The organism is gamma proteobacterium symbiont of Axiagastus rosmarus (assembly GCF_059730925.1).
In genome coordinates, this window is sequence record NZ_AP035926.1 from 551,330 (window position 1) to 576,293 (window position 24,964).

The following is a 24,964-nucleotide window of genomic DNA, read 5'->3' on the forward strand; positions in this document are numbered from 1 at the left end:
GCTCCTTAGTTCAGGTTAGCGAGGCCGAAGATCGGCGTTGAGGCCACGGCCATATCACGCTTCTCCATCAGCCCGGCATCGCGCGCGCCCTGCCCGGCGGCGATCGCCTGGCTGAACGCGCGCGCCATCGCCACCGGATCGCCCGCTTTCGCCACGGCGGTATTGAGCAGGATGGCATCGAAGCCCATCTCCATCGCCTGCGCTGCCTGTGAGGGCGCGCCGATGCCGGCATCAATGATCAGTGGAATATCGCTGAACCAGGCTCGCATCGCCCGCAGCCCGTCAATATTTCGCAATCCCTGGCCGGAGCCGATGGGCGCGCCCCACGGCATCAGCAGTTCACAGCCGGCGGCCAGCAGTTTTTCACCGACAATCAGATCCTCCGTGGTGTAGGGAAACACCTGGAAGCCGTCGGCGCACAGAATGCGTGCCGCTTCGACCAGCGCGAACGGATCGGGCTGCAGCGTGTCGGCATGACCAATCACTTCCAGCTTGATCCACGGCGTGTTAAACAACTCGCGCGCCATGTGCGCGGTAGTGACGGCCTCTTTGACCGTGTGGCAGCCAGCGGTATTGGGCAGCACGCGCACATTCAGGCCTGTCAGCAGCTCGCGAAAAGTCGCGCCCGCCGTGCCTTCGCGGCGCAAGCTGACAGTGATAATTTCACTGCCGGATGTGGCGATCGCCTGCTGCAAAATCGCCGGTGAAGGGTAGCCTGCGGTGCCGAGCAGCAACCGTGACTGCGGTGTAAAATCGTAAAACATCGCTCAGCCTCCCTGCATCGGTGACAGGACTTCCAGCTGCCAGCCTTCCTGTAACTGCAGGCTGGCATACTGACTTTTCGGCACAAAATCGCCATTGCAGGCAGTGGCAACACAGGCCGCGTCAATTTGCTGTTCGATCAGCAATTCGCTGAGGCTGGTGGCCTCAGTGCTGATGGTGCGGCCGTTAAGCTGAATATTCATCGCTAACCTCCCCGGACAGGCGCTGCATCAGCTGTTCTGCCATCATTGGTGCCAGCAGAAAACCGTGACGATACATGCCGTTAAGATAAAAAATACCGTTGTGATAGTGGATTTCCGGCAGATTAGCCGGCCATGCCGGACGCAGACCGCTGCCGCTTTCGATGACGCGCGCTTCCGCCAGCGCCGGATGCAGGGTGTAGGCCGCGCTGAGCAGTTCCATCATGGCGCGCGCGCTGATAGCGCTGGCATCGTCGCTTTCGATCATGGTGGCACCGAGCATGAAGTGGCCGTCGCGACGCGGCACCAGATAACAGGGAAAACGCGGATGGAGCAGACGAATCGGCCGGGAAAATGACACCTCATGACTCTGCAGGATCAGCATTTCCCCGCGCACCGCGCGCAGGCCGGAGAGTTGCGCTCTGGCATGGATACCGCGACAGTCAATGATCCGGCCCGAGGGCTGGCGCGCATCAAAGCGGACGCCACGCTGCAGCAGTTTGTCACGCAGCTCAGACAGCGCGCGGCGCGGATCGAGATGTGCCTCGCGCGGGAAAAACAGTCCGCGCGCAAACCGGTTTTCCAGCGCCGGTTCAAGCGACGCCGGATCAACCCATTGATGCGCCGTCGTCATGCGCGCGAAGCGGTTTAACTCCGGGTTATCACGCGGCGGTGCCAGCACTAACGTACCCTGATGCACCACGCTGCTGACGCGCGTTTGCCACCAGGCCGCAGCATGCTGGCCGAGGGTAATCACCTCCGCTGGCGCGCTTTCTGCTTCACACCACGGCGCCAGCATGCCACCGGCAAACCACGAGGCAGGCTGACGCGCTTCATCATCAATGACCTCGACGGTTTCGCCGCGCTCAGCCAATAGCGTGGCAACACAAAGCCCGGACACGCCGCTACCGAGCACGCTCCAGCGGCTCATGAACAACGTTCCGGTAAATAATCTGGGAAATTCACATCGGCCTCTCAGTGATAACTGAGACCCGCAGATACAGGTGAAGGGAATCGACGCCAGCGATCGGGCTCGCCTTTGCGCCAGACGGCTTTGCACATGAAGCCGTCAGTCTTCCTACGCCAGTATCAACTGGGTCAGGTTCAAAGGGTCGCTAAGCCGCGCAGTGCGCTATTAGCCTCTCAGTCTCTCAGGCGAGACTCCCCCGACGCGTCTATTTGTATTGCAGGCGCTGGCTGGCGTCAAGCAGCACGTTAACCGCGCTGCCCGCGTTGTGGATCAAAATTGCAACATATGGTATACCAGACGGATAGCGGGCAGATGATAAAAAAGACTTTTTTATTATTCACTTATAAATTTTTCAGCTAATCATGGAAGCATTATGAATAAGTTTCGTGTGGCTTTTATTAAAGCAGGATGGCATCAGGCGATCGTGAACAACGCGCTGGTAGGATTTGAGCAGGAACTGGCAGAACAAGGCGTCGAAAATACTTTAAAAAGCTATGACGTACCCGGCGCGTTTGAAATGCCGCTGCTGGCCAAACGCCTGGCCGAAACCGGCAAATTTGATGCGATTGTCTGCGCCGCGCTGGTGGTCGACGGTGGCATCTATCGCCATGACTTTGTCGCGCAGGCCGTTGTCGATGGCCTGATGAATGTGCAGCTGGCCACCAATGTTCCGGTGTTTTCGGTATCACTCACTCCGCACAATTTTCAGCCGGTCGATGCGATTGAAGCGTTTTATACCGAACATTTTATTAAAAAAGGCAAAGAAGCCGCACGCGCCGCTCTGATGATTCATCAGCTACAGATCGATTAATATTTTTTAAGCGGTAGCGGTAATAATTGATGGCCGGATTAAATAAAGAAATTTCTGGCCGATGAATATTTCAACGCGGGGCTATTGACGGCAGGTTATGAAGTGAAATGATTTCGCCAGCATTCCGGCTGGCGAAATCCTGAGTAACGGTGAAATTAACGGCTGACTTCGTGACCAATCAGGCCGCCGATAGCCGCGCCGCCGAGGGTACCGAAGGTGCTGCCGCCGGTCAGAACGGCGCCGCCGACCGCACCCACACCGGCGCCAATGGCGGTGTTACGGCCACGATGAGACATGCCACAAGCCGTTACAGAAAAGGCTAAAACCAATACCACTGCGATATTAAAGCTGCGTTTTAAAACCATCAAAATCCTCATTACCATTAATTCTAATGGAATGTAATAGTGTTAACTTTGTTTGTTGTTTAGCCGCCAAATACCTGGCGTAGCGTGCTTATCCTGGAGGCAAATTTAAGGGGCTTTGCATTTTTGTGGAAGGTAAAAATTCCTATTTTATGCCGGACCTGTCAGGCGCTGGTTATTATTCGTACCTTAAGCCAAATAAAAAGGCATGGAGTGAAGGTTCACGCCATGCCTCGCTGACTTACCGCGCAATGAATTAACGCTGCGGGTGATTAACTTCGACTGGTCGTAAATCAAACACCAGCACTTCAGCATTGTTACCGTTAGCGAACTGCAGCGCCGTCTCATTGCGTACGCGCGCGCCGTCGCCGGCTTTAAAACTCACGCCATTCACTTCAATGCTGCCCCGCGCCACATGAATATAAGCATAACGATCGTTAGCCAGTTCCAGCGTCTGCTGCTCGGCACCGTCAAACAGTCCCGCGTAAATACGCATATCCTGACGTACGCGCAGCGAGCCGTTGTCGCCTTGTGGCGAAACAATCAGGCGCAGCTGGCCGCGTTTGTCGGCCTCTGCCACTGACACCTGCTGGTAACCTGGCTCGGTACCGCGTTCTGCCGGCACAATCCAGATCTGCAGGAAGTGCACATTGTCCTGTTTCGAATGGTTAAACTCGCTGTGCGTCACGCCGCTGCCGGCGCTCATCAGCTGCACGTCACCGGGCACGATAACCGAACCGGTACCCATGGAATCTTTATGCTCCAGCGCGCCTTCCAGCACGTAGGAGATAATCTCCATGTTGTTATGCGGATGTGCACCGAAACCGCGACCCGGTGCTACCTGATCATCGTTAATCACCAGCAGATCGGAGAAACCGGTCTGTTGAGGGTCCCAGTAGCTGGCAAACGAAAAGGTATGGCGTGAATGCAGCCAGCCGTGATCGCCTAAGCCACGTTGTTCGGACAGTCGTTGTTCAATCATGGTCTGCTCCTTAAATTTTTAGCTGGAGGGCGAAGGCCCTTCCCGTTGCTGACCAGTATACGTAAACTGATTTGCCCAACAATGCACCTGTATGACAATGACTGTCACAGATAAGTGGACAATATGCAGATTGAAGATCTCCGGATTTACGTCGCCGTAATCAAAGCGGGCAACTTTACCGCTGCGGCTGAACAGCTGATGCTCTCCAAGCAGTACGTCAGCCGACGCATCGCCGCGCTGGAAGAGTCACTCGGGGCGCGTTTGCTGAATCGCAATACGCGCAAACTGTCCGTTACCGACAACGGTCAGCTGTTTGCCCAGCATGCGCAGCGCATTCTGGATGATGTGCAGGAAGCCGAACTGGCGATGTCTGGTCGTCGTCAGGTGCTGCGCGGCAGTTTTCGTCTCAGCGTGCCGATGTCGTTCGGCATCAGCCATCTCTCCCCTTATATCGCCGAATTCCTGAGCCAGCATCCCGGTATCCAGTTCCAGGTGGAACTGGCCGATCGGCATGTGGATATGGTGGGTGAAGGTTTTGATATGGCGATCCGCATCGGCACGCTGCCGGACTCCAGCCTGATCGCCAAACGGCTGGGGGAATTCCGCCGCGTAATCTGTGCCAGCCCGACCTACCTGCAGGGTGCCGGCGCACCGCGTGAGCCGGAGGATCTACTGCAACATCTCTGTCTGCGCTATGGACGTGAAAGCCAGACCGGCTGGGAGCTGTTTCAGGGCGACACGCGTAAAGTGCTGGCGGTCCAGGGACCGATGGTCAGCAATAACGGAGAAATGCTGCGTGATGCGGCCGTCGCCGGGTTGGGGCTGATCCTGCTGCCGGAGTTTATCGTGGCTCCGGCGCTGGCGCGTGGTGAGCTGGTAACGGTGCTGGATGACTGGCATCCGGCCTCGCTGCACCTGAATGCGCTTTATCCGCAGCATCGCCAGCGCAGCGAGATCAATCGGGTATTTATGACGTTCCTGCAGGCCAAGCTGGCAGGCAAATGAATCAGCCCACTTCGCTGCCTATCGCAGCACGCAGCGCCGGTGCGGCTTCGCCGCTCATCGGGCTCACCAGCGCATAGTTATAGTGGCGATCGCTCCAGTATTGCGCCACCAGGTTGTCCGCCTGGCGCGACCCCTTTTCCAGCCGCACGGTCTGCGGGCGGATGTACCAGCCAACGCGCGTGCCGCTGGCGGTCTGATACAGCACCAGCGCCGAGGCGCCATGCTCATTCGCCATCAGGCGCGCGCCGATGAGCTGATAGCCAAAGCGCTCCAGATTGGGCGGCAGCGTACCGTTGATAAAATAGCGGCCCAGCCAGCTGGCCAGCTGTGTCGTCTGATGGGTGCTAATGTCCATCGTCGCCTGCTGCGCGCCATCGCCGAATAACCGGTAAGCCTGTACCGCATCCTCCATCGGTAACGGATGATTCTGTAAGCGTTCAGTCATCTGCCAGCCGGACAGACTGCCGATCCCCAACGCCAGCACCAGCGAGCAGGCCAGCGCCAGCCGCTGATAACGCTGTCGCGCACGCCGCTGGCGCAGCTGTGCTGGCTGCAGTGGCGTAAAGGCGTTTCGCGCCATGTTGCGTTGCAGGCTTTGTTGCAAGCGCAGCTTGTCCTGACGCCAGCCCTCAACCTGGGCGGCGACGTCAGGATGCTGCGCCAGCCAGTCGCTGACGGCCTGATGGCTGGCGCTATCCAGTTCACCATCCAGCCAGGCGTGCAGCTGGTTCTCATCGGGCGGGATATTCATTTTAATCTCCTCAACGTCACCGGGGCCGGCAGGCCTTCGGTCATGTGCTGCAACTGTTTTCGCGCCCGCGACAACCGTGACATCACGGTGCCCAGCGGAATGTCCAGCGTGTCAGCCGCTTCCTGATAACGCATGCCTTCCACGTTAACCAGGAGCAGCAATGCGCGACTGTCAGCCGGCAGACGGGCGAACAGCGCCAGCATCTCATCGGCGATGGCGTGATGCTCAGCCGACTCGGCAAAGGGTTCGGCGCGGCTGAACAGCGTCATAATCGCCTGCCAGCGCTTGCGGCGCCGTTCGCCATCAATGAACTGATGCCAGAGAATGGAAAACAGCCAGGCACGCAGACTGCGCGTGTCATCGCGCGCCGCGTCCAGTGCTTTGACCAGCGTGTTTTGTACCAGATCCTCAGCGGCCATGCGCTCACGCGTCAGCCCCAGCGCAAAACGCTGCAAATGCGGCAGTAATGCGCGGATTTCGTCATCGCTCAATGCAGACATTATTTTTGCTCTCGCACCCGGCGCAGGCCGGTCATGCTACTCAGCACGCCATCCCGTAAAATCAGACCATGCAGCAGCGCGGCGGCCAGATGGGCCAGGATCAGCGCGAACAGACTAAACGCCAGCAGCGAGTGTAACGGACGCAGCACGGCATAACTTTCCACGCTAACCGGCAGCAGCGGCGGCAGCACCAGACCTTCGCCAATCGTCACCGGAAACCCGCCTGCCGACAGCATCGCCCAGCCTACCAGCGGTTGCGCCAGCATCAGTAAATAGAGCGCCAGATGGGTCAAATGAGCCACCGTTTGCTGCCAGCCCGGCACCGACGCGGGCATGGCGGGCACACCATAGTAACGCCGCAGCCCGATACGCACGACCACCAGCAACGCGATCGCCACGCCGAGTGGTTTGTGTATCGCCAGCAGCAGTGAATGGGCAGCCGAGATATCCGCCACCATCGCCACACCGATAAATAGCATGGTCAGCACGGCCAGCGCCATCAACCAGTGTACGATGCGCAGCAGCGGATGAAACAGGGTTGTCTGGTGACTCATGATTTTTTCTCCTGCTGGTGCGCCTGTTCAGCCGTGCGCAGATTGAAAGATTTTGCGTAAGCGGCAGAGCGCGCGTTGAGCAGCGGATCGTCCGAGCCGCTGATGCCCTGCGGCAGAATCAGCGGATCGTAATTGATGTCATTGCAGCTGCCGCCCTGTTGCGGGCTGCTGTCGCGCAGCGTCAGCGTACCGGCAACAACCTGTTGCCGATCGGCTGGCCACACCTTGCTGGCATCGTTCACCGCATCACCGGGCTGAGCCACGCTGATCACCAGATCCCACTTTAGCGGTGCGGCCGCCAGCCGGTTGTGCAGGTCGCTCTGCAGATAATCCGGCTGCTGCTGCTGTGCCGCACTGATCGGCTGCCATGGCGTACGCGGCACCAGACTCCAGCGCACAAAGCGCGTTTCCCCCTGCGCATTGGTAAAGCGGAAGGCATTCAGGCTGTTGTACTGCTCCTGTGCCCAGCTGGCGGCCAGTACATGGGTTTTCACCCAGGCAAAGAACGGTTTAACTTCGGGATGGGCAACGGTAAACGCCATCAGCTTTTGCGCATCAGGTTTGCCAGTCTGCGGCAGCGGTCGACTGGCCTGCTGCTGATCGTAAAAAGCCTGCGGCGTACTGACCGGGAAAAACGGCAGCGCGTTCATGCCGGTACGCCACTGCTCGCCGTGCGCCAGCTGAAATTCCAGCGCCAGGCTGCGCACCGGCACGCCATAGTCCGGCGCGTGCGGATTACCGCCGGCAATGGCAAAGCGGCCAATCACCGGCACCGTACCCGGCTGGAAAACGCTGGCGCGTGACAGAAACGCCGCGTTGCCGCTGGAGGTAAAATCACCGGTAACGCACACGCCCTTGGCATGATTGCGCCGGTATCCCGGATGCACACCGCTGTTTTGCTGCAGCGACTGCACCAGACTTTGCGCACTGAGGTGCTGCGGCGTCAGCCAACCGCCTGCAGCAAGAAACAGCACCAGCAGTAATCCGGGAATAATGACCACCAGCAGTAACAACGGCAGATGTCTGACCGTAGGTTTGAAGTTCATCTTAGCCAACTCAGTAAGGAAAAGTGGGCATAAGACGAACCAGCGCGGCGTTTATTCCCGCGCGGTAAAAATTATTTTATGACCAGCGCCGGCGTCCGGCGCGCATCGCGCACCGCAATGGCATGAATCAGCAGCCCCAGCACGGACAGAATGGCCCCAACCCAGCCGGTGGACTGCCAGCCCAGCCCGGCGGAAATGGTGATGCCGCCGAGCCACGCCCCCAGCGCGTTAGCAATGTTGAACGCCGAGTGATTAAGCGCTGCCGCGAGGGTTTGTGCATCACCGGCCACATCCATCAGGCGGATCTGTAGCACGCTTCCCAGCGCCACCATGGTACCGACCAGCATCACGTTAAGCGCGCCCGCCAGCGCATAATGCGCGGCAAAAACAAATGCGCTCAATACCAGCAGCGACCACACCAGTATAATGCGGATGGTTTTCTCCAGCCCGCGATCGGCCAGACGTCCCCCGACAAGGTTGCCGATAATCATGCCAAGACCAAACAGCGCCAGTATCGCCGGTACCAGATTTTCCGGCAGGTGGGCCAGTTCCATCATGGTGGGTTTAACGTAACTGAATACCGAGAACATGCCGCCGCTGCCAATCGCGCCAATCGCCAGCGTCAGCAAGACCTGCTTGCGCGTCAGCGCCGAGAGTTCGCGCAGTGGACTGGCCTGCTTATCACCGGCCATATTGGGTACCCAAAGCCATACCAGTAGCAGCGTCAGCAGCGCCAGTCCGCCAACAATGGCAAACGCATCACGCCAGCCAAACCACTGGCCGATGGCGGTAACGGCAGGTACGCCAATCAGATTGGCGATGGTTAATCCCAGCAGCACCATCGACACCGCCTGCGCGCGCCGCGCGCGCTCCACCAGTCCTGCCGCCACCAGCGCCGCCACGCCAAAGAAGGTGCCGTGGGGAAAGCCCGCCAGAAAGCGGGCCACCAGCATCGCAGGGTAGCCCGGCACGACAGCGCTCAGCAGATTACCCAGCGCAAACAGGCCCATCAGCGTCATCAGGAAATTACGCCGTGAAGCCCGCGCGCCGAGAATAGCCAGCAGCGGCGCGCCAATCACTACGCCGAGGGCATAAATGCTGATGAGATGGCCAGCTTCAGGAATGGTGACGTTCAGGCCTTTCGCCGCATCGGGCAGCAGGCCCATGATGACAAATTCACCGGTGCCGATGGCAAATCCGCCGGTGCCCAGCGCGAACAGCGCTTTTGGCACGCTGTGACGCGGCAGCGAGGCCTCGTCCGGGAGCTGAGAGAGTTGAGGTTGTACTGATGACATGTTTTTATCCGTACCGCAGGTGAAAAAAACAGCAAAGAGGCTGGCGACAGTGTCTGTTCACCAGCCTCTTTGCTGCGGGTTTTAGCGCGTCAAGCTTAGCGCATTTAAGGTTGAATCGGATTCAACGAAGTCTTGAGCGCAACACGGTAACCGAAAAGCGCCAGCAACGGCCGAAAGGGCAAAAACTCAGGACGCGCTGAGCGCCTGCCGCGCCAGCAGCGCCGCGCCCACCATGCCGCCCTGATGGGCAAACTCGCCCGGCACCACCAGCGCATGCGCTGTGCTGCGCAACACGCAGCGCTGCACCGCATCATTAAGCGCAGTAATCAGCGGGGTGACCGAAGCCAGGCCGCCGCCTACCGCCACCCGCGACGCGCCGGTAATGTTAATGGTGTAGGCGAGCGGCTCGCTCACCAGTTGCAGCCAGGCTTCTATCGTCTGCTGCGCCCGCGCTTCTGCCTGCTGCCAGCGGGCAATGATTTCCACGCTGCTGGCGCTTTCAGCGTGCAATACCTGATGCAGCGTTTCCAGTCCGCGCGCGCCGCCATAGGTGTCCAGACACCCTGTCTGGCCGCACGGGCACGCCTGGCGCGGCACGCGCACGCGACGATGCGCCAGCGTCACTTCCGTGAGGGTAATCGGCCCGTGGCCCCATTCGCCGGTCAGGCCGTTTTGTCCGGTAATAATGCGGCCGTCCGCCACCAGACCACCGCCCACGCCGGAACCGAGAATCGCGCCAAACACCACTTTGTGCCCTTTGCCGCTGCCGGCCAGCGCCTCGGCCAGGGCAAAGCAGTCGGCGTCGTTGTGTGCGATCACTGGCCGCTGCAGCACCTCACCCAGTTCCCGCGCCAGATTACGCCGGTGAAAAGCCGGGATGTTGCTGGCAAACATTTCGCCGGTTTGCGGTGCCACAATGCCCGCCGTAGAGATGGCGACAGCCGCCTGGCTGCTGAAATGGTTATGCTGCCCGGCGATCATCTCGCTGACTCTGGCGCAAAATGCCTGCCAGTCCGTCGCCGGGATTTTTTGCTGATCGAGCAGCGTTAGCCGATCCTGTGCATCCATCATGCCAAGCTTAATAAAGGAGCCGCCCAAATCGAGGCAGATCACGGTTGAGTGCGGATGAGTCATAAACGTTTATCCATTACATCGCGCAGGCCGTCGCCCAGCACATTAAAACCGAGCACGGTAATCAAAATCGCCAGTCCGGGAAATAGGGAGACGTAAATATTTAGCCCGAGAAAGTTGCGGCCATCGCTCATCATGGTGCCCCACTCCGGCATCGGCGGCTGCACGCCGAGCCCGAGAAACGACAGACTGGCGGCAGAAAGCACCACCGCACCAGCCGTTAGCGTCGACTGCACAATCAGCGGGCCAATGGCGTTGCGCAGAATATAGTGCGTGATAATGCGCGGGTATCGCACGCCAAGCATATGCGCCGCTTCGATATACTCCATGTTTTTCAGTCCCAGCGTCAGGTTGCGACTCAGACGTGCATACACCGGGATCGAGAACAACGAAATGGCGATCAGCATGTTTGTCAGCCCCTCGCCAAGCACGCTGACAATCAGAATCGCCAGTACGATGCCGGGGAAGGCGAAAATAATATCCATCAGCCACATGATCAGCGCATCAATTTTGCGTCCGGCCAGCCCCGAGATGATGCCCAGAGGAATGCCGATCGCCATTGAGATGGCCACGCTGAGACTCACCTCAAATAGCGTGATGCGCGCGCCATAAATGACGCGGGCAAAAATATCGCGGCCGTAATCATCGGTGCCGAACCAGTGGGCAACGGAAGGTGCCTGCAACGTGTTCAACAGATCCTGCTCGATGGGATCCCAGTGAGTGATCAGCGGTGCGAAAAGGGCAGCCAGCACCACCAGCAGCACCAGCCCGCCTCCGGTCGTGATGGAAGGGTTGCCAAGCAAAAACCTCACGATCTGGCGGCGGCGCGCGGGCGGCGGCTGGAGAGACGTGTCGAAACTGTTCATCAGTCGAACCTTATTTTCGGGTTGAGCAAGCCAATCACTATCTCACCGACCAGATTCATCAACACCACGCCGGTTACCGCCACTAACGTTACGCCCTGAATCACCGGATAGTCGCGGTATTTCACCGAATCCACCAGCAGGCGGCCAATACCCGGCCAGTTAAACACCGACTCTGTCACCACTGCACCTCCGATCAGGCTGCCAAAATTCAGCGCGACGATGGTGACAATCGGTATCAGCGCATTGCGCAGCGCGTGTTTCCAGTTAACGCTGGCCGACGATAACCCTTTGGCTCTGGCGGTACGGATGTAATCCTGACTGAGCACATCCAGCATGCTGGAGCGCGTCATCCGCGCAATCATCGCCATCGGGAGAATCGCCAGCGTAACGGTCGGCATCACATAGTTGCGCCACGAATCAGCACCGAGTAGCGGCAGCCAGCCGAGCTGTACCGCAAAGTAGTTCATCGCCAGCAACGCCAGCCAGAAGTTCGCAATCGAGGCACCGGCAATGGTCAGTACCATGACGATCTGATCGGGAATGCGCTGCCGGTAAATGGCCCCGGTCATGCCCGCCGGCACGCCGATGGCAATCGCCAGCAGGTACGCCAGCGCCGCCAGCGACAGCGTGTACGGCAGGCGTTCGCTGATTTCGGTCATCACCGGACGCTGCGACTGCAGCGACAGCCCGAGATTGCCATGCAGCGCTTCACCGGCAAACCTGACGTATTGCAGCGGCAAAGGCTGATCCAGCCCGAGGCGCACGCGCATACTGTCCACCGCTTCCTGCGGCGCTTCCGGGCCGGCCATCAGGCGTGCCGGATCGCCCGGCAACGCGCGGATGGCGATAAACACGATGATCGACACACCGAAGATAATCAACGGCAGCGAGAGCACCTTTTTTGCGACATACGCTTTCATATCAATCAGCCATCAGCACTATTTCTTCACGGCATCACGGACCACAATCTGGCCGCCCGGTTGCATTGTCACGCCACTGATATTTTTGCGCGTCGCATACAGATCGTCCTGATAGTAGAGCAGCACCTGCGGGGCGAGTCCGCTGATCCGCTGCTGTGCCTGGAAATAGAGCGCTTTGCGCTGGGCATCGTCGAGCGTGGAGGCGGCGCTATCGATTAGCTCATCGGTACGTTTGTCGCTGAAGAAGCCGAGGTTAGCCCCGCCGGGCGCAAAGCTGCTGCTGTGATACAGCGGACGCAACTGCAGATCCGAGCCGTACAGCCCCGAGGACCAGGACGCCAGCACCGCGTCCGTACCCTGCGCGGCTTTCTCTTTGGCATCGGCAAACGCCGCTTTGGCCCATACGCCGCTCTCCATCTGGCGCACGCTGAGTTTGACGCCAATTTTGCTCCACATACCCTGCAGAACCTGCGCGGTACGTGCGTCAGGTGCCTGCACGGCAATCGACATGGCGAAGCCGTCGGCATAGCCCGCTGCCTTAAGCAGATCTTTGGCTTTCTGCACATCATATGGATAGTCATGCAACGCTTTGTCGTAGTTGGCATCGACCGGCGCCAGTGGGGAATTGGCCGGCTGCGCATAACCAAACATCACCGCTTTTACCAGCGCCTGCTGGTCGGTCGCGAAGTTCAGCGCCTGGCGTACTCTGACATCGCTGAGGGCTTTACTCTGCGTATTGAGATCGATCCAGAATACCGCCGCGCCCGGCGACTGTTTTAACTGCACGCCGGGATTATTTTTTAACATGCCGGCAAATTGCGGCGGCACCGGGTTAATAATATCGACCTGACCGGATTGCAGCGCCATATTCATGACTGACGGCTCACTGCTCCAGGTCCATTTTATTTCGTCCGGCCCGGCAGACTTGCCCCAATAGTCCGGATTCTTCTGCTCCAGGACAAATTCACCGGATTTATACTGCGCCAGTTTATAGGGTCCGGTACCGTCGGCTTTATTATTGATCGTGCCGGCTTTGTCAGCTTGTGGACTCACCATTAATCCCGGACCGGAGGCCAGCACGGTTAAAAACGCCGGATTAATTTTCTTCAGTGTAAAGGTGACGGTTAAGTCATCTTTTTTCTGCACGTCCTGAATAAAGGTGCGAATTTTCCCACTTCCGGCAAGACCGCGCTTCGTATCCAGATGACGCTGAAAGTTTTCAACGACCGCATCGGCATTAAATGGCGTGCCATCGTGGAATTTAACGTTGGGACGCAGCGTAAATTCCCAGTGCAGTCCGCTGTCGTCGGCATGCCAGGAGAGCGCAAGGGCCGGCATGATTTTGCCATCGTCACCGAGCCGCGTCAGGCCTTCATACATCGGGTCCAGCACCGTGCCGGTAAAGGTCGCGGTCTGATTGCCCGGGTCCATGCTGCGCGGCGGTTCGTTTTGCATAATGACCAGCTGAGCAGCCAAAACCGATGCGCTGGAAAACGACGCCAGAATACCCGCGGCAAGTGTCAGTACCCTGAAATGCTTGAGTGTGCTTTGCATGAAGGCCTCAGTGAATCAGTGACAAAGAGTGAAGAGTCATTGCCCGGCAGGCAGCTGACCGTCAATGCGCGCCATCGCCTGCCATACGCTTTGGTTGTGTTAACGGCAGCAGATGAACGGGCTCGACGCTATATAAGGCACACTCTGCAAACAAAAGCCAAGATGTCAGTTCATATATTTTACTTATAATTCGATCTGCATTCAGAAAATAAACTAAATACGCTTGAATTTGTTTTCAAGGCTGATTAATGTCGGCCAAATACAGCCTGTGCCGTGAGAACTCTGATGCTTAATGCTCATCAGCAACAAATTCTGCGTTTATTAATTGCTTCGCATGGCATGAGCCGCACGGCAATTGCGGAAAAAATGAAGCTGAGTAAAGCCGCAATCAGCACTTTAATCAAAGAGATGCTTAGCGCAGGACTGCTTGAAGAGAGCATTCCGGAAAGTAACGGTCAGGGTCGGCCTTCGGTGTTATTAAAAATGCGTGCCGACAGTGCCTATTTTCTCGGTGCGTCGTTGCTCGGTGACGATGTGTATCTGGTGCTGACGGATATGCACGGCCGCATCCTGGCCAGTACCCACATGCCGCTGAATCCCGATCCTGCGCTGCTGGCTGGTGCGCTGGCCGCCGCCATCCCCGGTCTGCTTGCACAAAAAGGCATCTCCGCCGACCAGCTTATCGGGCTGGGCGTCACGCTTTCCGGCTTTGTGGATGAAAACCAGGCGGTGTGCGTTCAGTCTGCCCTGCTGGGCTGGAAAAACGTCCCGCTGGCGGCACTGCTTAACGCGCAAACCGGTCTGGAGGTGTCACTGGAAAACGATGCCAAAGCTCTGGCGGTCAGCGAAAAGATTTTCGGCGTGGCGAAAAAGGCACGGAATTTCACCCTGATTTCCCACGGCGACGGCATTGGCTCCGCGCACTTCTTTCAGGGGCAGCTGCACCGCGGCGCGCACGGTGGGGCCGGTGAAATTGCTCACTGTACCGTAGAGCCCGGCGGGCGTCCGTGCCGCTGCGGCAAGCGCGGCTGCCTCGACACGCTGGCGTCGCTCACCGCGATGCGAGAAAGCATGCGCGAAAAACAACTGCCGTGCACCAGCGTTGCCGGACTGGAAACGCTGGCGGTGAAAGGCAATAGCGCCGCGATCGCCATTCTGCACGAGGCAGGTGACGCACTTGGCCTCGCCATCGCCAATATCATTCAGATGAACGATCCGGAGATGATTGTCATCGCCCATCAGCCGGATGCGTTCGACGGCCTGCTCAGAACCGTGGTGATGCAGGCGGTAGATAGTCACGTGTTGCCTTCAATCATGGGCAAGACGCCCATCGCCAGCATGGCGATTGATCAGTTGAGCTGGGCCCGCGCCGCAGCCAGTGTGGCGGCTTACCGTTTTATCGTTCACTTACCCGACTAGCGGAGTCTGTTATGCGCATTGCCTATGGTGGAATTCATACTGAATGCAGTACCTGGAATCCGGTGCTCAATTACGCCGACGATTTCCGCATCGTGCGGGGTGAAACGATGACGACCAATCCCTATTTCGCTTTTCTGCAGGATTACGCGGCCGAGTTTCTGCCGACCTTTCACGCCCGTGCCATTGCCGGTGGGCCAGTAGCACGTGTGACCTATGATGCCTTCAAACAGGAGTTTCTCCATCGGCTCGAGGCGTATTTGCCCGTGGATGGCGTTTACCTGGCGATGCACGGCGCGGTTTATGTCGAAGGGATGGAAGACGCGGAAGGCGACTGGATTAGCGCGACGCGCGAGCTGGTCGGGCCCGATTGTCCGATTAGCGTCAGCTACGATCTGCACGGCAATGTCTCGCAGCGCATCATCGACGCGATCGATATGTTTTCAACCTACCGCACGGCACCCCATATCGATGTGGAAGAGACCATGCGCCGCTCCGTCTCAATGCTGGTCAATAGCCTGCAAAGCGGCATCCGACCGGGTGTGGTGTGGGCACCGATCCCCGTGGTGCTGCCAGGTGAACGCACCAGCACCGAAGATGAACCCGCCAAAAGTCTGTATGCCAGCCTGCCCGGGATTAACGCACTTGAACATATCTGGGATGCTTCGCTGATGGTTGGCTATGTCTGGGCGGATGAGCCACGCGCCACGGCGGCAGCCATCATGACCGGCACCGATGCCGATGTGCTGTCTGAGCAGGCGGCCAAACTGGCGCTGGCTTACTGGCAGGCGCGTGAGCAATTTGTGTTTGGCTGCGTGACCGGCAGTACTGAAGAGTGCGTACGCATGGCGATTTCCAGTCCTGGCGGACCGGTGATTCTCGCCGACTCCGGTGATAACCCGACTGGCGGCGGCGTGGGCGATCGGGCCGATGTACTGGCCGAACTGCTGCGGCAAAATGCGCAGGATGTCATCGTTGCCGGCATTACTGATAAACCGGCCACGGAGGCGGCATTCGCCGCGGGCGTCGGCGCACGGCTCTCCCTGACTATCGGTGCCACGCTGGATCCTGCCGGCGGCAAAGTCAGCGGCGAGTTTGACGTGCTGCTGCTGAGTGATGATGCCCGTTCGGTTGCCCGTCAGGCGCTGCTGAAGATTGCAGGCATTACCGTGGTAGTTGCCGATCGGCGTCGTCCTTATCACAACCTGGCGGATTTCGCCCTGCTCGGACTCGATCCGCGCCAGGCAAAAATTGTGGTGGTGAAATCCGGTTACCTGTCGCCCGAGCTGGCGCCGATTGCCAATCCCAACCTGATGGCGCTGTCGGAAGGTGTGGTCGATCAGTATGTTGAACGGCTGGTGCGCAAGCGCAAGCAGCAGCCGGCTTATCCGTTCGATACCGATTTTACCTTTGTGCCGGTCAGCACCCGCTCGGCGCGCTTTGTGGCGGCACAATGAATCGCGCTGACCCGCCGATGCTGAGCATCGAAAATCTCACCGTCGCGTTTCGCAGCGATGACCGCTGGCGTGAGGTGGTGAAAAACGTCTCTTTTACCCTCGGGGCCGGTGAAACGCTGGCGATCGTGGGTGAGTCGGGCTCAGGCAAAAGCGTTACCTCGATGGCGATCATGCGTCTGCTGAATAGCCGTCACGCACGTATCAGCGGCAAAGTGCTGCTGAACGGCGTGGACTTGCTCACGCTGAGCGAACGTGCAATGCGCGACATCCGCGGCAATGCCATCGCGATGATATTCCAGGAGCCGATGACCAGCCTTAATCCGTCGTTCACTATTGGTCATCAGATTGCTGAGGCGCTGATCGCACACCGCAAAATCAGCGCACGCGCAGCCCGCGAAGAGACTATCCGGCTGCTGGAGAAAGTGCGTATTCCCAACGCGGCCAAACGCTTCAGTGACTACCCGCACCACTTTTCCGGCGGCATGCGTCAGCGTGTGATGATTGCCATGGCGCTGGCGCTGCGTCCAAAACTGCTGATTGCTGACGAGCCGACCACGGCGCTCGACGTCACGATTCAGGGTCAAATCCTTGACCTGATCAAGACCCTGCAGGAGGAGGAAGGCACCGCCGTGCTGTTCATCACCCACGATATGGGCGTGGTGGCAGAAGTCGCCGACCGAACGCTGGTGATGTATCAGGGCGCGATGGTGGAAACCGGCAGCACCGCCGCGATTTTTTCAGCCCCGGCGGCAGAGTATACCCGCACGCTGATTGCAACCGTGCCGCAGCTGGGTGCCATGCGCGGCATCGATGGACCGCGTAAGTTTGCGCTCAACGGCGAAGCGCCGGTGGCACAGGCGCGGCAGACGCCACAAGGGCAAACGCCGCTGCTGTCGGTGAAGAACCTCAGCACGCGCTTCAGCATTCACGAAGGGCTGTTCAGCCGTAAAACCGGTGCGGTGCACGCCGTGGAGAATATCTCGTTTGATTTGCTGCCGGGTGAAACATTGTCGCTGGTCGGCGAATCCGGCTGTGGTAAATCCACCACCGGCCGCTCGCTAACGCGGCTGGTGCAGCCGGCCTCCGGACAGATTGCTTTTGATGGCAGCGACGTGCTCACCCTCTCCCGACAAGAACTGCGCAAGCTGCGCTGCGCCATGCAGATGATTTTTCAGGATCCGTTTGCCAGCCTTAACCCGCGTATGTCGGTCCTGGAAGCCCTCACCGAACCTTTTTTACAGCATCGGCTGGGCAGTAAGGCCGCCGCACAGAGCAAAGCGGCCGAACTGATGACGCGCGTTGGCCTGCCCGCAACCATGCTGAAACGCTATCCGCACGAATTTTCCGGCGGCCAGCGTCAGCGCATCTGCATTGCCCGTGCGCTGATGCTCGATCCGAAAATGATCATTGCCGACGAGTCGGTTTCCGCCCTTGATGTCACCGTGAAAGCGCAGATCATCAATCTGCTGCTCGATCTGCAACACAGCCTGAATCTGTCGTATCTGTTTATCTCACACGATATGGCGGTAGTAGAGCGTATCAGCCATCGTGTGGCGGTGATGCTGCTGGGAGAGATTGTTGAGATTGGACCGCGCGCGGCTATTTTTGAGAATCCGCAGCACCCATACACACAAAAACTGCTCGCGTCGGTGCCAGTGCCCGATCCGGCGCGCCGCCATTTAAAACGGCACGTTGACGTCAGCGAGCTGAAGAGCCCGGTGCGCGCCAATGGATTTGTGCCGGAAACACGGCATTATCAGGAAGTGAGCGCCGGACACTGGGTGATGCGGTAAAACGCTGGCCGCGTTTTTCACTTCATCAGCACCTGGAACTGCGGATTAAACTCATCAAAAATTGGCAGAGCCGCTGCGCCGAGAGCGGCGGTGTCGCTGCCGGTCATGCCGGTCTTGAGTCGCGTGCCGGTCAGATAGCGGCCGCGCACCGATTGGTAGAGCGGCGGCAGGCGCTGGATAATTTTATCCAGCAACACCGCAGGCATCATGCCGCCTATAATCACGCTCTCGGCATCAAAGATACACTCCAGCATATTAATACCCTGGCGCAGCGGCGTGAGCACAGTATCGATCCAGCGATCAAACAGCGCCGGATCAACCTGCAGTAAATCTTCCGGCAGCGCGCTCATTGGGTCCAGCCCGCAGAATTCGTAAGCGGCCTGCAGCGAAACATAACGCTCCAGGCAGCCGTGATTGCCGCAGTAACACTCACGTCCACCGGGTTCAACCACCACATGCCCTACTTCACCGGCGTTGTGCGCATGGCCGCTGTACACGTGGCCATCCATGATGATGCCCGCGCCCAGGCCCGTGCCAATATACAGATAAATAAAGGAATTAAGATGACGCGCCACGCCGTGAAAGCGTTCGCCAATCGCCGCGACGGTGGCATCATTCTCCAGCGTGACCGGCAGTCCGCTCATCTCAGTAAGACGCGCCGCGATATCGACGTCCTCCCAGCCGTGCAGCGTGGTCGGCCCCATTGACGAGATACCTTCCACACCAAACGGCCCCGGCATCACTACGCCAATACCCAGCACTTTTTGCCAGCGCGGCCCGGTCTGCTGTTTGATCTCCGCCAGCACCCCGGCAATGCGCGCTAATGTGGCATCCGGCTGCGGTTTTTGCACCATAATAAGGCGGCGAAAATGGATTTCACCGGTGAGGTCCACCAGCACAATCAGTAGCGTCTGATGGTCGAGATGGATGCCGATGGAAAACGCACTGGCCGGATTCAGGGTGACCGGAATCGCCGGCTGACCGCGGCCCTGCTTACGCGGCTGACGGCTGGTGAGCAACTCCGCCTGCTCCAGTTCAGCGACGATATTCGAGACGGTTTGCGGCGTTAACGCGGTCAGTCGCGCCAGCTCGGCACGGGTCAGCTCACCGTGCAGGCGTATCGCTTCGATAATCACCCGGCGATTGTGCGCGCGCGCATGTTCCAGATTGGTTCCCGACGTTTTCATCCTGCTCGCTTCCCTCTTTTTTACATCCGCTGCGGACCGCCGCCTCAATATCTATGATCGGCCACACATTTTACAACCTGTTTACCTGACAGCGGCAAAAATCTGTGCAAAGTAGTGTCGGATGGCAGCGTTGTTTTCTGCCCTGGCACGTCCCTTGCTTTAGCTCACTGCTGTCAGCCACTGCGCGCTGGCAATCTGTGCGCGATATTAAATCAATCAAATTGATTTAATTAAACACCCTCTACTGCATGAAGGCGAGAACGCAATGAAAAATCAGATGAAAGGTTGTTTTGCCGCCGTACTGTTCGCCTGCGCGGGCAGCGCGGCAGCGGCTACCACTACGCTCAACGCCCTGTTTATGACGCAGGCGGCCTACAGTGAAAACGATATCCGCGCCATGACTCAGGCGTTTCAGACAGCGCACCCGGACGTGCAGGTCAATCTGGAGTTTGTTCCTTACGAAGCGCTGCACGATAAGATTGTCGCGGCACGCGGCGCGGGCGGCAACGGTTACGATGTGGTGCTGTTTGATGCCATCTGGCCGGCGGAATTCAGCAAGTTCGACCTGTTGCAGGATGTCAGCAGCCGCATCAGCGCAGATGAAAAAGAGAAAATCTTCCCCGGCGCATTGAACACCGTGGTGTTCAAAGGCAAAACATTGGGCATGCCGTGGATCCTCGACACCAAATATCTCTACTACAACAAAGCGATGCTGGAAAAAGCCGGCATCAAAGATCTGCCGCAAACCTGGCAGCAGGTGATGGATGATGCGCGCATCATTAAGCAGAAAAATATCGTTAAATATCCGCTGGTATGGAGCTGGTCACAGGCGGAAGCGCTGGTGTGTGACTACACCACGCTGGTCTCCGGTTTCGGCGGCAAATTCTATAACAACGGTAAGCTCGATTTCTCAACGCCAGCCTCGCTGCAGGCGGTGAAGCTGATGAAAAGCTCGCTTGATGAGGGCCTGACCAACCCGGCTTCGCGCGAATATCTGGAAGAGGACGTGCGCAAAGCCTTCTCCAACGGCGATGCGGCTTTCGCTCTCAACTGGACCTACATGTACAACATGGCCAACGATGCCAAACAGAGTAAAGTCGCCGGCCAGGTTGGTATCATGCCGGCACCTGGCGATGCGCCCAATCGTTTCGGCGCGGTCAACGGTTCGATGGGTCTGGGCATTGCCAAAGGCAGCAGCCATCCGGATCAGGCGTGGCAGTACATCAGTTACATGACTTCGCAGCCGGTACAGAATAAATACGCCACGCTCAGTCTGCCGATCTGGAAAAGCTCCTACCAGGATCCCGCGGTCAGTAAGAATCAGGAGAGCCTGATCGCTGCTGCCGACAAATCGCTGAATGTCATGCTGTCGCGTCCGGAAACCGCTGATTATTCACGTCTCTCCAACACCCTGCAGCAGCAGCTGCAACAGGTTCTGGTCGGCAGCGCGACACCGGAAGCAGCCATGCAGGCGGTAGACAAAAGTGCGGCGCGTCTGCGTTAAGGGGTCAGTATGCTGAGTTTGCGTCAACGCGAACAACGGCAGGCGTGGGTGCTGCTGGCACCCATGCTACTGGTGATGCTGTTGCTCACCGCTTGGCCGCTGCTGCGCACTATCTGGCTGAGTTTTACCGACGCCGCGCTGATTGGCAGCGGCGGGGAAGCGCCGCAATGGATTGGTCTGGAGAACTATCTCTACGCCATTACCGATGCGGATTTTCAAACCTCGCTGTGGCGCACGCTCTACTTCACCGTGGTGTCGGTAGCGATTGAAGGCGTCATCGGCGTGCTGGTTGCGCTGCTGCTCAACCAGAAATTCGCCGGACGTAACGTGCTGCGCGTGCTGGTGATTCTGCCGTGGGCGCTGCCAACCATTGTGAACGCCATGATGTGGCGCCTCAATTTCAATCCGGACTACGGCAGTATCAATGCCCTGCTGACGCAGCTCGGTATCATTGATGGCTACCGCAGCTGGCTGGGGTCGCCGGCTTCCGCGCTCAACGCAGTAATGTTTGCCGACATCTGGAAAAACTATCCGCTGGTGACGCTGCTGGTGCTGGCGGCGCTGCAGTCGGTGCCGGAGGATCTCTACGAAGCGGCGCGGCTGGATGGCGCATCGGCATGGCGGCGTTTTCGTGCCATCACCTTTCCGGCGATTGTCGGATCGCTCAGCGTGGCGCTGGTGTTACGCACCATCGACGCCTTTAAGATCTTCGACATCATCTATGTGATGACGCGCGGCGGTCCGGTCGACAGCACCAAAACACTGAGCTTTTACGTCTATCAGGAATCCTTCAGCTACCTGCGCGCCGGCAGCGGTGCGGCTTATGCCATGTTAATGACGCTGCTGTGCGCGGTGCTGATCACCCTTTACATGCTATTACTGTGGCGGCAGCGCCGTCGGGGAAGTGCCTATGAAGGTTAAACTGCGTACCTGCGCTAAATACGCGGCGGCGCTGCTGGTGGCGCTCTCTGTCGTGGCACCGATGGGCTGGCTGTTTCTGATGAGCGTCAGCGCCACCAGCGATCTGACTCGCGTGCCGCTGGAATGGCTGCCGCGCCAGTGGGATTTCAGCCGCTACGGCAGGCTGATCTTGCTGGAACCCGGCCAGCCCGGCGCGCTGTTTCTGCATGCGCTGGGTAATAGCCTGCTGGTGGCAACCGGCGCGACGCTGGTGTGCCTGCTGCTGGCGATTCCGGCGGCGTTCAGCTTCTCGCGCTATCGCGGTCGCGACGGCTGGCTGTTCGCGTCTCTGGCCATCTATATGGTGCCGCCGGTGGCGTTTGTGCTGCCGCTCTACTTTCTGCTGCAGCAGTTCGATCTGCTCAACACCCGACCCGGTTTGATCATCGTGTACTGCTCGCTGATTTTGCCGTTTCTCACCTGGATGCTGAAAAACCAGTTTGATGCCCTGCCGCAGGATATCGAACAGGCCGCGCGTCTTGATGGGCTGCGCGTCTGGCAGGTGCTGCTGCGCATTACGCTGCCGCTGGCGAAACCGGTGCTGGGCGCGGCGGCGCTGTTTGGCTGGCTGCTGGCGTGGGATGAATTTTTCTACGCCCTGCTGTTCACCAGTAACATCGCCGCGCAAACCCTGCCGGTCACCATTGCCGGCTTTACCGCAGGCCGCGCCACCGACGATGGGCTGATTGCCGCCGTCGGCATTCTGGCGTCGGTTCCTCCTCTCTTTATCGCTATCTGGCTGCAAAAAACGCTGGTCAGCGGCCTTGCCAGTGGCGGGAGCAAAGGATGATGAGCAATAAGGAAGCCCGCGCCACGCTCTACGTGGTGGGCAATATCAATGTCGATGTTATCATGGGTACGCTGGACAGCTGGCCGCAGCGTGGCACCGAAGTGATGCTGCAGCACAGTGAGCTGCGTCCGGGCGGTTCGGCGGGCAACTGCGCACTGGCGCTGGAAGCGATGCAGGTGCGCCATCGCGCCGTCGCTAATCAGGGCGATGACGGCCTCAGCGCATGGCTGGCGAGCCATTTTCCGCACAGCGCGGCGCACTGGACGCGCTACGCCTGCGAAACCTCGCTCACCGTTGGCGTCACGCACTCCGATCACGAGCGATCGTTCCTCAGCAATCTCGGTCACATTGTGCGGCTCAGCGCGCAGGACGTGTTGAGCCAGCTCCCGGCGCAAGCCAGCAGGGGCGATATCGTGCTGTTGTGCGGCACGTTTCTCTGCCTGCAACTGTATGACGACTATCCGCAGTTGCTGGCCGAACTGCATCAGCGCGGGTTTATCACCGCCGTCGATACCGGCTGGCCGCCGCAGGGCTGGAGCGATGAGGTACGCGTGCAGATCGCCCGCTGGCTGCCGCAGTGCGACTGGCTACTGCTCAATGAAGTCGAAACGCTCGGGCTGAGTGGCGCAGATGATCTGCACACCGGCGCGCACCAGCTTGCGCAACGGCTCAGCGGGCGCGGCGGCTGCGTGGTGAAATGCGGTGCACAGGGCGCGGGCTGCTGGCAACGTCAGCACAGCCTGCAACAGCCTGGTCGCGCGGTCGCGGTGGTCGACACCATCGGTGCCGGCGACAGCTTTAACGCCGGCTTTCTCACCGCGCTGCTGCATCAGCAGGATCTTGCCACCGCACTGCAATGGGGCATTGCGGTGGCCTCACTGGCAATCAGCACGCAGCCACGTCGTTATCCCGACTGGCAACAACTGCAACTATGCGCACAGGAGTTTTAAATTATGGCCGGTGTTGAACTCGTTAAAGTGGCCAAGCGCTACGGTAAACAGTCGGTGCTGCATCCGCTCGACCTGACCATTCCCGACGGCAGCTTTACCGTGCTGGTCGGCCCGTCCGGCTGCGGCAAATCGACGCTGCTGCGCCTGCTCGCCGGACTGGAGAGCCTTTCCGACGGCGCGATTCTGATGGATAAGGTGCAGATTAACGATCGCGATCCCGCCGATCGCGACATTGCGATGGTGTTTCAGAGTTATGCGCTCTATCCGCATCTGACGGTGGCCGAAAACCTGGCGTTTCACATGCAGGTAAAAAAGGTACGCCGCGATGAGCAGCAGCAGAAAATCGCGCGCATCGCCGCGATTCTTGGCATTGATAAGCTGCTGCAGCGCTACCCGCGCGCGCTCTCGGGTGGGCAGCGTCAGCGCGTGGCGATGGGCCGCGCCATGGTGCGTAATCCGCAGGTGTTTCTGTTTGACGAACCGCTCTCTAACCTTGATGCCCAGCTGCGCATGGAGCTGCGCGCCGAGATCAAGTCGCTGCATCAGCGTTTCAAAACCACCATGGTGTATGTCACGCACGATCAGGTAGAAGCGATGACGCTGGCCGACCAGATTGTGGTGATGAAAGAGGGACGCATCGTGCAACAGGGCGCACCGCTGGCGATCTACGATCGTCCGGCAGATACCTTTGTGGCGCGTTTTATTGGTTCGCCGCCCATGAACCTGTTACCGGCACAATTGCTGACGCATGACGGCGTGCCGGGCGTGCAGTGTCAGGACTGGTGGCAGCCGCTGCCCGCGCAGTGGCAGGCGGTGGCACAGGAACGTGAAGGCGCTGCCGTGACGCTGGGGGTGCGCCCGCACGATCTGTGCGAAGTGCAGGACGGCGCGCCTGCGAGGGTAAACGTGGTGGAGATTACCGGGGAATCAACTCTGCTGCACCTTGACTGGCACGGTCATGCGCTGCACATGCAGATGGCCGGACGGCATGCGGCCAGCAGTGGCGCGACGCTGCACATCGGTTTCAATCCGCAAAAAATTCATCTGTTCGATGCCGAAAGCGGTTTACGCCTGGCGGAAACGTAAGCGCGGCGCGGTTTTCAGGTGCCGGGGCGCATCAATGCGCACCCGGCCCAAAAACCTGTTATTACCTTGCAGGATCAGCGTTTACGGTGACCAGACGGGCTGACTTTTTCCC

The 24,964-nt window shown here is 58.9% G+C and carries 25 protein-coding genes and 1 riboswitch; of the genes, 10 read left to right on the plus strand and 15 right to left on the minus strand.

Features of this window, described 5'->3' with window-relative positions:
• Positions 1–5: 5 nt before the first annotated feature.
• From AC6I8F_RS21910 to AC6I8F_RS21920, 3 genes are read right to left on the minus strand one after another with little or no spacing between them, the layout of a single operon-like run.
• Positions 6–764, minus strand: coding sequence for a thiazole synthase (locus tag AC6I8F_RS21910; protein ID WP_498028881.1), 759 nt, complete (start codon positions 762–764; stop codon positions 6–8).
• A 3-nt stretch (positions 765–767) separates the two neighbouring features.
• The gene (gene thiS / locus AC6I8F_RS21915; RefSeq protein ID WP_010615679.1) at positions 768–965 is read right to left on the minus strand and encodes a sulfur carrier protein ThiS; all 198 of its coding nucleotides are present in this window, start codon (positions 963–965) and stop codon (positions 768–770) included.
• Positions 949–1,893, minus strand: a complete 945-nt coding sequence (locus AC6I8F_RS21920) for an FAD-dependent oxidoreductase (RefSeq protein WP_125310227.1) — start codon at positions 1,891–1,893, stop codon at positions 949–951. The genes thiS and AC6I8F_RS21920 overlap by 17 nt, the downstream gene beginning before the upstream one ends.
• Before the next feature lie 127 nt (positions 1,894–2,020).
• Positions 2,021–2,140: riboswitch (TPP riboswitch) on the minus strand.
• A 165-nt stretch (positions 2,141–2,305) separates the two neighbouring features.
• On the opposite strand from AC6I8F_RS21920, the gene AC6I8F_RS21925 reads away from it, so the two are divergent.
• Entirely contained in the window at positions 2,306–2,743 is a 438-nt protein-coding gene (locus tag AC6I8F_RS21925; protein WP_088517394.1) for a 6,7-dimethyl-8-ribityllumazine synthase, read from the plus strand.
• 155 nt (positions 2,744–2,898) lie between these two features.
• Here AC6I8F_RS21925 and AC6I8F_RS21930 read toward each other — a convergent pair whose 3' ends face one another.
• Positions 2,899–3,108 (minus strand): YMGG-like glycine zipper-containing protein, encoded by a 210-nt coding sequence (locus tag AC6I8F_RS21930; RefSeq protein WP_031279978.1) that lies wholly within the window; start codon positions 3,106–3,108, stop codon positions 2,899–2,901.
• Positions 3,109–3,361: 253 nt separating this feature from the next.
• A complete protein-coding gene (locus AC6I8F_RS21935; RefSeq protein ID WP_021508917.1) occupies positions 3,362–4,087 on the minus strand; it encodes a pirin family protein in 726 nt (241 codons plus the stop codon).
• A gap of 123 nt (positions 4,088–4,210) precedes the next feature.
• Here AC6I8F_RS21935 and AC6I8F_RS21940 point away from each other — a divergent pair, with 123 nt between their 5' ends.
• Positions 4,211–5,092, plus strand: coding sequence for a LysR family transcriptional regulator (locus tag AC6I8F_RS21940; protein WP_278427230.1), 882 nt, complete (start codon positions 4,211–4,213; stop codon positions 5,090–5,092).
• Between the two features lies 1 nt (position 5,093).
• Here AC6I8F_RS21940 and AC6I8F_RS21945 read toward each other — a convergent pair whose 3' ends face one another.
• From AC6I8F_RS21945 to AC6I8F_RS21985, 9 genes are all read right to left on the minus strand, one after another.
• Positions 5,094–5,843, minus strand: coding sequence for an anti-sigma factor family protein (locus AC6I8F_RS21945; RefSeq protein WP_104093413.1), 750 nt, complete (start codon positions 5,841–5,843; stop codon positions 5,094–5,096).
• On the minus strand, positions 5,840–6,343 hold the full coding sequence (locus AC6I8F_RS21950) for a sigma-70 family RNA polymerase sigma factor (RefSeq protein WP_058781060.1): 504 nt from the start codon (positions 6,341–6,343) through the stop codon (positions 5,840–5,842). The genes AC6I8F_RS21945 and AC6I8F_RS21950 overlap by 4 nt, the downstream gene beginning before the upstream one ends.
• Complete coding sequence (locus AC6I8F_RS21955) at positions 6,343–6,897, minus strand: cytochrome b (RefSeq protein WP_058781059.1); 555 nt, start codon at positions 6,895–6,897, stop codon at positions 6,343–6,345. Before AC6I8F_RS21955 ends, AC6I8F_RS21950 begins: the two co-directional genes overlap by 1 nt.
• A complete protein-coding gene (locus AC6I8F_RS21960) occupies positions 6,894–7,943 on the minus strand; it encodes a catalase family peroxidase (protein ID WP_288423539.1) in 1,050 nt (349 codons plus the stop codon). The genes AC6I8F_RS21955 and AC6I8F_RS21960 overlap by 4 nt, the downstream gene beginning before the upstream one ends.
• Before the next feature lie 71 nt (positions 7,944–8,014).
• Positions 8,015–9,238, minus strand: coding sequence for an MFS transporter (locus AC6I8F_RS21965; protein WP_498028882.1), 1,224 nt, complete (start codon positions 9,236–9,238; stop codon positions 8,015–8,017).
• A 186-nt stretch (positions 9,239–9,424) separates the two neighbouring features.
• Positions 9,425–10,372, minus strand: a complete 948-nt coding sequence (locus AC6I8F_RS21970; RefSeq protein WP_498028883.1) for an ROK family protein — start codon at positions 10,370–10,372, stop codon at positions 9,425–9,427.
• Positions 10,369–11,235 carry an ABC transporter permease gene (locus tag AC6I8F_RS21975; RefSeq protein ID WP_021508909.1) on the minus strand — a complete coding sequence of 289 codons (867 nt, stop codon included), beginning with the start codon at positions 11,233–11,235 and terminating at the stop codon, positions 10,369–10,371. Before AC6I8F_RS21975 ends, AC6I8F_RS21970 begins: the two co-directional genes overlap by 4 nt.
• On the minus strand, positions 11,235–12,155 hold the full coding sequence (locus AC6I8F_RS21980; protein WP_021508908.1) for an ABC transporter permease: 921 nt from the start codon (positions 12,153–12,155) through the stop codon (positions 11,235–11,237). Before AC6I8F_RS21980 ends, AC6I8F_RS21975 begins: the two co-directional genes overlap by 1 nt.
• An 18-nt stretch (positions 12,156–12,173) precedes the next feature.
• A complete protein-coding gene (locus AC6I8F_RS21985; protein WP_059009281.1) occupies positions 12,174–13,709 on the minus strand; it encodes an ABC transporter substrate-binding protein in 1,536 nt (511 codons plus the stop codon).
• A gap of 285 nt (positions 13,710–13,994) precedes the next feature.
• Between AC6I8F_RS21985 and AC6I8F_RS21990 the strand changes: the two genes are divergently transcribed.
• From AC6I8F_RS21990 to AC6I8F_RS22000, 3 genes are read left to right on the plus strand one after another with little or no spacing between them, the layout of a single operon-like run.
• The gene (locus tag AC6I8F_RS21990; RefSeq protein ID WP_136545479.1) at positions 13,995–15,128 is read left to right on the plus strand and encodes an ROK family transcriptional regulator; all 1,134 of its coding nucleotides are present in this window, start codon (positions 13,995–13,997) and stop codon (positions 15,126–15,128) included.
• A gap of 11 nt (positions 15,129–15,139) precedes the next feature.
• On the plus strand, positions 15,140–16,582 hold the full coding sequence (locus AC6I8F_RS21995) for a M81 family metallopeptidase (RefSeq protein ID WP_264444184.1): 1,443 nt from the start codon (positions 15,140–15,142) through the stop codon (positions 16,580–16,582).
• Positions 16,579–18,375 carry an ABC transporter ATP-binding protein gene (locus AC6I8F_RS22000; RefSeq protein WP_498028884.1) on the plus strand — a complete coding sequence of 599 codons (1,797 nt, stop codon included), beginning with the start codon at positions 16,579–16,581 and terminating at the stop codon, positions 18,373–18,375. The genes AC6I8F_RS21995 and AC6I8F_RS22000 overlap by 4 nt, the downstream gene beginning before the upstream one ends.
• A gap of 17 nt (positions 18,376–18,392) precedes the next feature.
• Here AC6I8F_RS22000 and AC6I8F_RS22005 read toward each other — a convergent pair whose 3' ends face one another.
• Positions 18,393–19,562, minus strand: a complete 1,170-nt coding sequence (locus tag AC6I8F_RS22005) for an ROK family transcriptional regulator (RefSeq protein WP_349844637.1) — start codon at positions 19,560–19,562, stop codon at positions 18,393–18,395.
• 265 nt (positions 19,563–19,827) lie between these two features.
• Here AC6I8F_RS22005 and AC6I8F_RS22010 point away from each other — a divergent pair, with 265 nt between their 5' ends.
• From AC6I8F_RS22010 to AC6I8F_RS22030, 5 genes are read left to right on the plus strand one after another with little or no spacing between them, the layout of a single operon-like run.
• Positions 19,828–21,066, plus strand: a complete 1,239-nt coding sequence (locus AC6I8F_RS22010) for an extracellular solute-binding protein (protein ID WP_104093420.1) — start codon at positions 19,828–19,830, stop codon at positions 21,064–21,066.
• Between the two features lie 9 nt (positions 21,067–21,075).
• Entirely contained in the window at positions 21,076–21,987 is a 912-nt protein-coding gene (locus tag AC6I8F_RS22015) for a carbohydrate ABC transporter permease (RefSeq protein ID WP_021508901.1), read from the plus strand.
• A complete protein-coding gene (locus tag AC6I8F_RS22020; protein ID WP_125310204.1) occupies positions 21,977–22,816 on the plus strand; it encodes a carbohydrate ABC transporter permease in 840 nt (279 codons plus the stop codon). Before AC6I8F_RS22015 ends, AC6I8F_RS22020 begins: the two co-directional genes overlap by 11 nt.
• Entirely contained in the window at positions 22,816–23,766 is a 951-nt protein-coding gene (locus AC6I8F_RS22025; RefSeq protein WP_498029023.1) for a carbohydrate kinase family protein, read from the plus strand. The genes AC6I8F_RS22020 and AC6I8F_RS22025 overlap by 1 nt, the downstream gene beginning before the upstream one ends.
• 3 nt (positions 23,767–23,769) lie before the next feature.
• On the plus strand, positions 23,770–24,852 hold the full coding sequence (locus AC6I8F_RS22030; RefSeq protein ID WP_498028885.1) for an ABC transporter ATP-binding protein: 1,083 nt from the start codon (positions 23,770–23,772) through the stop codon (positions 24,850–24,852).
• Positions 24,853–24,964 lie beyond the last annotated feature (112 nt).

Bases quoted from the DNA above. Each gene is read 5' to 3' on its own strand.
- AC6I8F_RS21910 (WP_498028881.1), bottom strand. From the start codon at position 764: ATGTTTTACGATTTTACACCGCAGTCACGGTTGCTGCTCGGCACCGCA.
- thiS (WP_010615679.1), bottom strand. From the start codon at position 965: ATGAATATTCAGCTTAACGGCCGCACCATCAGCACTGAGGCCACCAGC.
- AC6I8F_RS21920 (WP_125310227.1), bottom strand. From the start codon at position 1,893: ATGAGCCGCTGGAGCGTGCTCGGTAGCGGCGTGTCCGGGCTTTGTGTT.
- AC6I8F_RS21925 (WP_088517394.1), top strand. From the start codon at position 2,306: ATGAATAAGTTTCGTGTGGCTTTTATTAAAGCAGGATGGCATCAGGCG.
- AC6I8F_RS21930 (WP_031279978.1), bottom strand. From the start codon at position 3,108: ATGGTTTTAAAACGCAGCTTTAATATCGCAGTGGTATTGGTTTTAGCC.
- AC6I8F_RS21935 (WP_021508917.1), bottom strand. From the start codon at position 4,087: ATGATTGAACAACGACTGTCCGAACAACGTGGCTTAGGCGATCACGGC.
- AC6I8F_RS21940 (WP_278427230.1), top strand. From the start codon at position 4,211: ATGCAGATTGAAGATCTCCGGATTTACGTCGCCGTAATCAAAGCGGGC.
- AC6I8F_RS21945 (WP_104093413.1), bottom strand. From the start codon at position 5,843: ATGAATATCCCGCCCGATGAGAACCAGCTGCACGCCTGGCTGGATGGT.
- AC6I8F_RS21950 (WP_058781060.1), bottom strand. From the start codon at position 6,343: ATGTCTGCATTGAGCGATGACGAAATCCGCGCATTACTGCCGCATTTG.
- AC6I8F_RS21955 (WP_058781059.1), bottom strand. From the start codon at position 6,897: ATGAGTCACCAGACAACCCTGTTTCATCCGCTGCTGCGCATCGTACAC.
- AC6I8F_RS21960 (WP_288423539.1), bottom strand. From the start codon at position 7,943: ATGAACTTCAAACCTACGGTCAGACATCTGCCGTTGTTACTGCTGGTG.
- AC6I8F_RS21965 (WP_498028882.1), bottom strand. From the start codon at position 9,238: ATGTCATCAGTACAACCTCAACTCTCTCAGCTCCCGGACGAGGCCTCG.
- AC6I8F_RS21970 (WP_498028883.1), bottom strand. From the start codon at position 10,372: ATGACTCATCCGCACTCAACCGTGATCTGCCTCGATTTGGGCGGCTCC.
- AC6I8F_RS21975 (WP_021508909.1), bottom strand. From the start codon at position 11,235: ATGAACAGTTTCGACACGTCTCTCCAGCCGCCGCCCGCGCGCCGCCGC.
- AC6I8F_RS21980 (WP_021508908.1), bottom strand. From the start codon at position 12,155: ATGAAAGCGTATGTCGCAAAAAAGGTGCTCTCGCTGCCGTTGATTATC.
- AC6I8F_RS21985 (WP_059009281.1), bottom strand. From the start codon at position 13,709: ATGCAAAGCACACTCAAGCATTTCAGGGTACTGACACTTGCCGCGGGT.
- AC6I8F_RS21990 (WP_136545479.1), top strand. From the start codon at position 13,995: ATGCTTAATGCTCATCAGCAACAAATTCTGCGTTTATTAATTGCTTCG.
- AC6I8F_RS21995 (WP_264444184.1), top strand. From the start codon at position 15,140: ATGCGCATTGCCTATGGTGGAATTCATACTGAATGCAGTACCTGGAAT.
- AC6I8F_RS22000 (WP_498028884.1), top strand. From the start codon at position 16,579: ATGAATCGCGCTGACCCGCCGATGCTGAGCATCGAAAATCTCACCGTC.
- AC6I8F_RS22005 (WP_349844637.1), bottom strand. From the start codon at position 19,562: ATGAAAACGTCGGGAACCAATCTGGAACATGCGCGCGCGCACAATCGC.
- AC6I8F_RS22010 (WP_104093420.1), top strand. From the start codon at position 19,828: ATGAAAAATCAGATGAAAGGTTGTTTTGCCGCCGTACTGTTCGCCTGC.
- AC6I8F_RS22015 (WP_021508901.1), top strand. From the start codon at position 21,076: ATGCTGAGTTTGCGTCAACGCGAACAACGGCAGGCGTGGGTGCTGCTG.
- AC6I8F_RS22020 (WP_125310204.1), top strand. From the start codon at position 21,977: ATGAAGGTTAAACTGCGTACCTGCGCTAAATACGCGGCGGCGCTGCTG.
- AC6I8F_RS22025 (WP_498029023.1), top strand. From the start codon at position 22,816: ATGAGCAATAAGGAAGCCCGCGCCACGCTCTACGTGGTGGGCAATATC.
- AC6I8F_RS22030 (WP_498028885.1), top strand. From the start codon at position 23,770: ATGGCCGGTGTTGAACTCGTTAAAGTGGCCAAGCGCTACGGTAAACAG.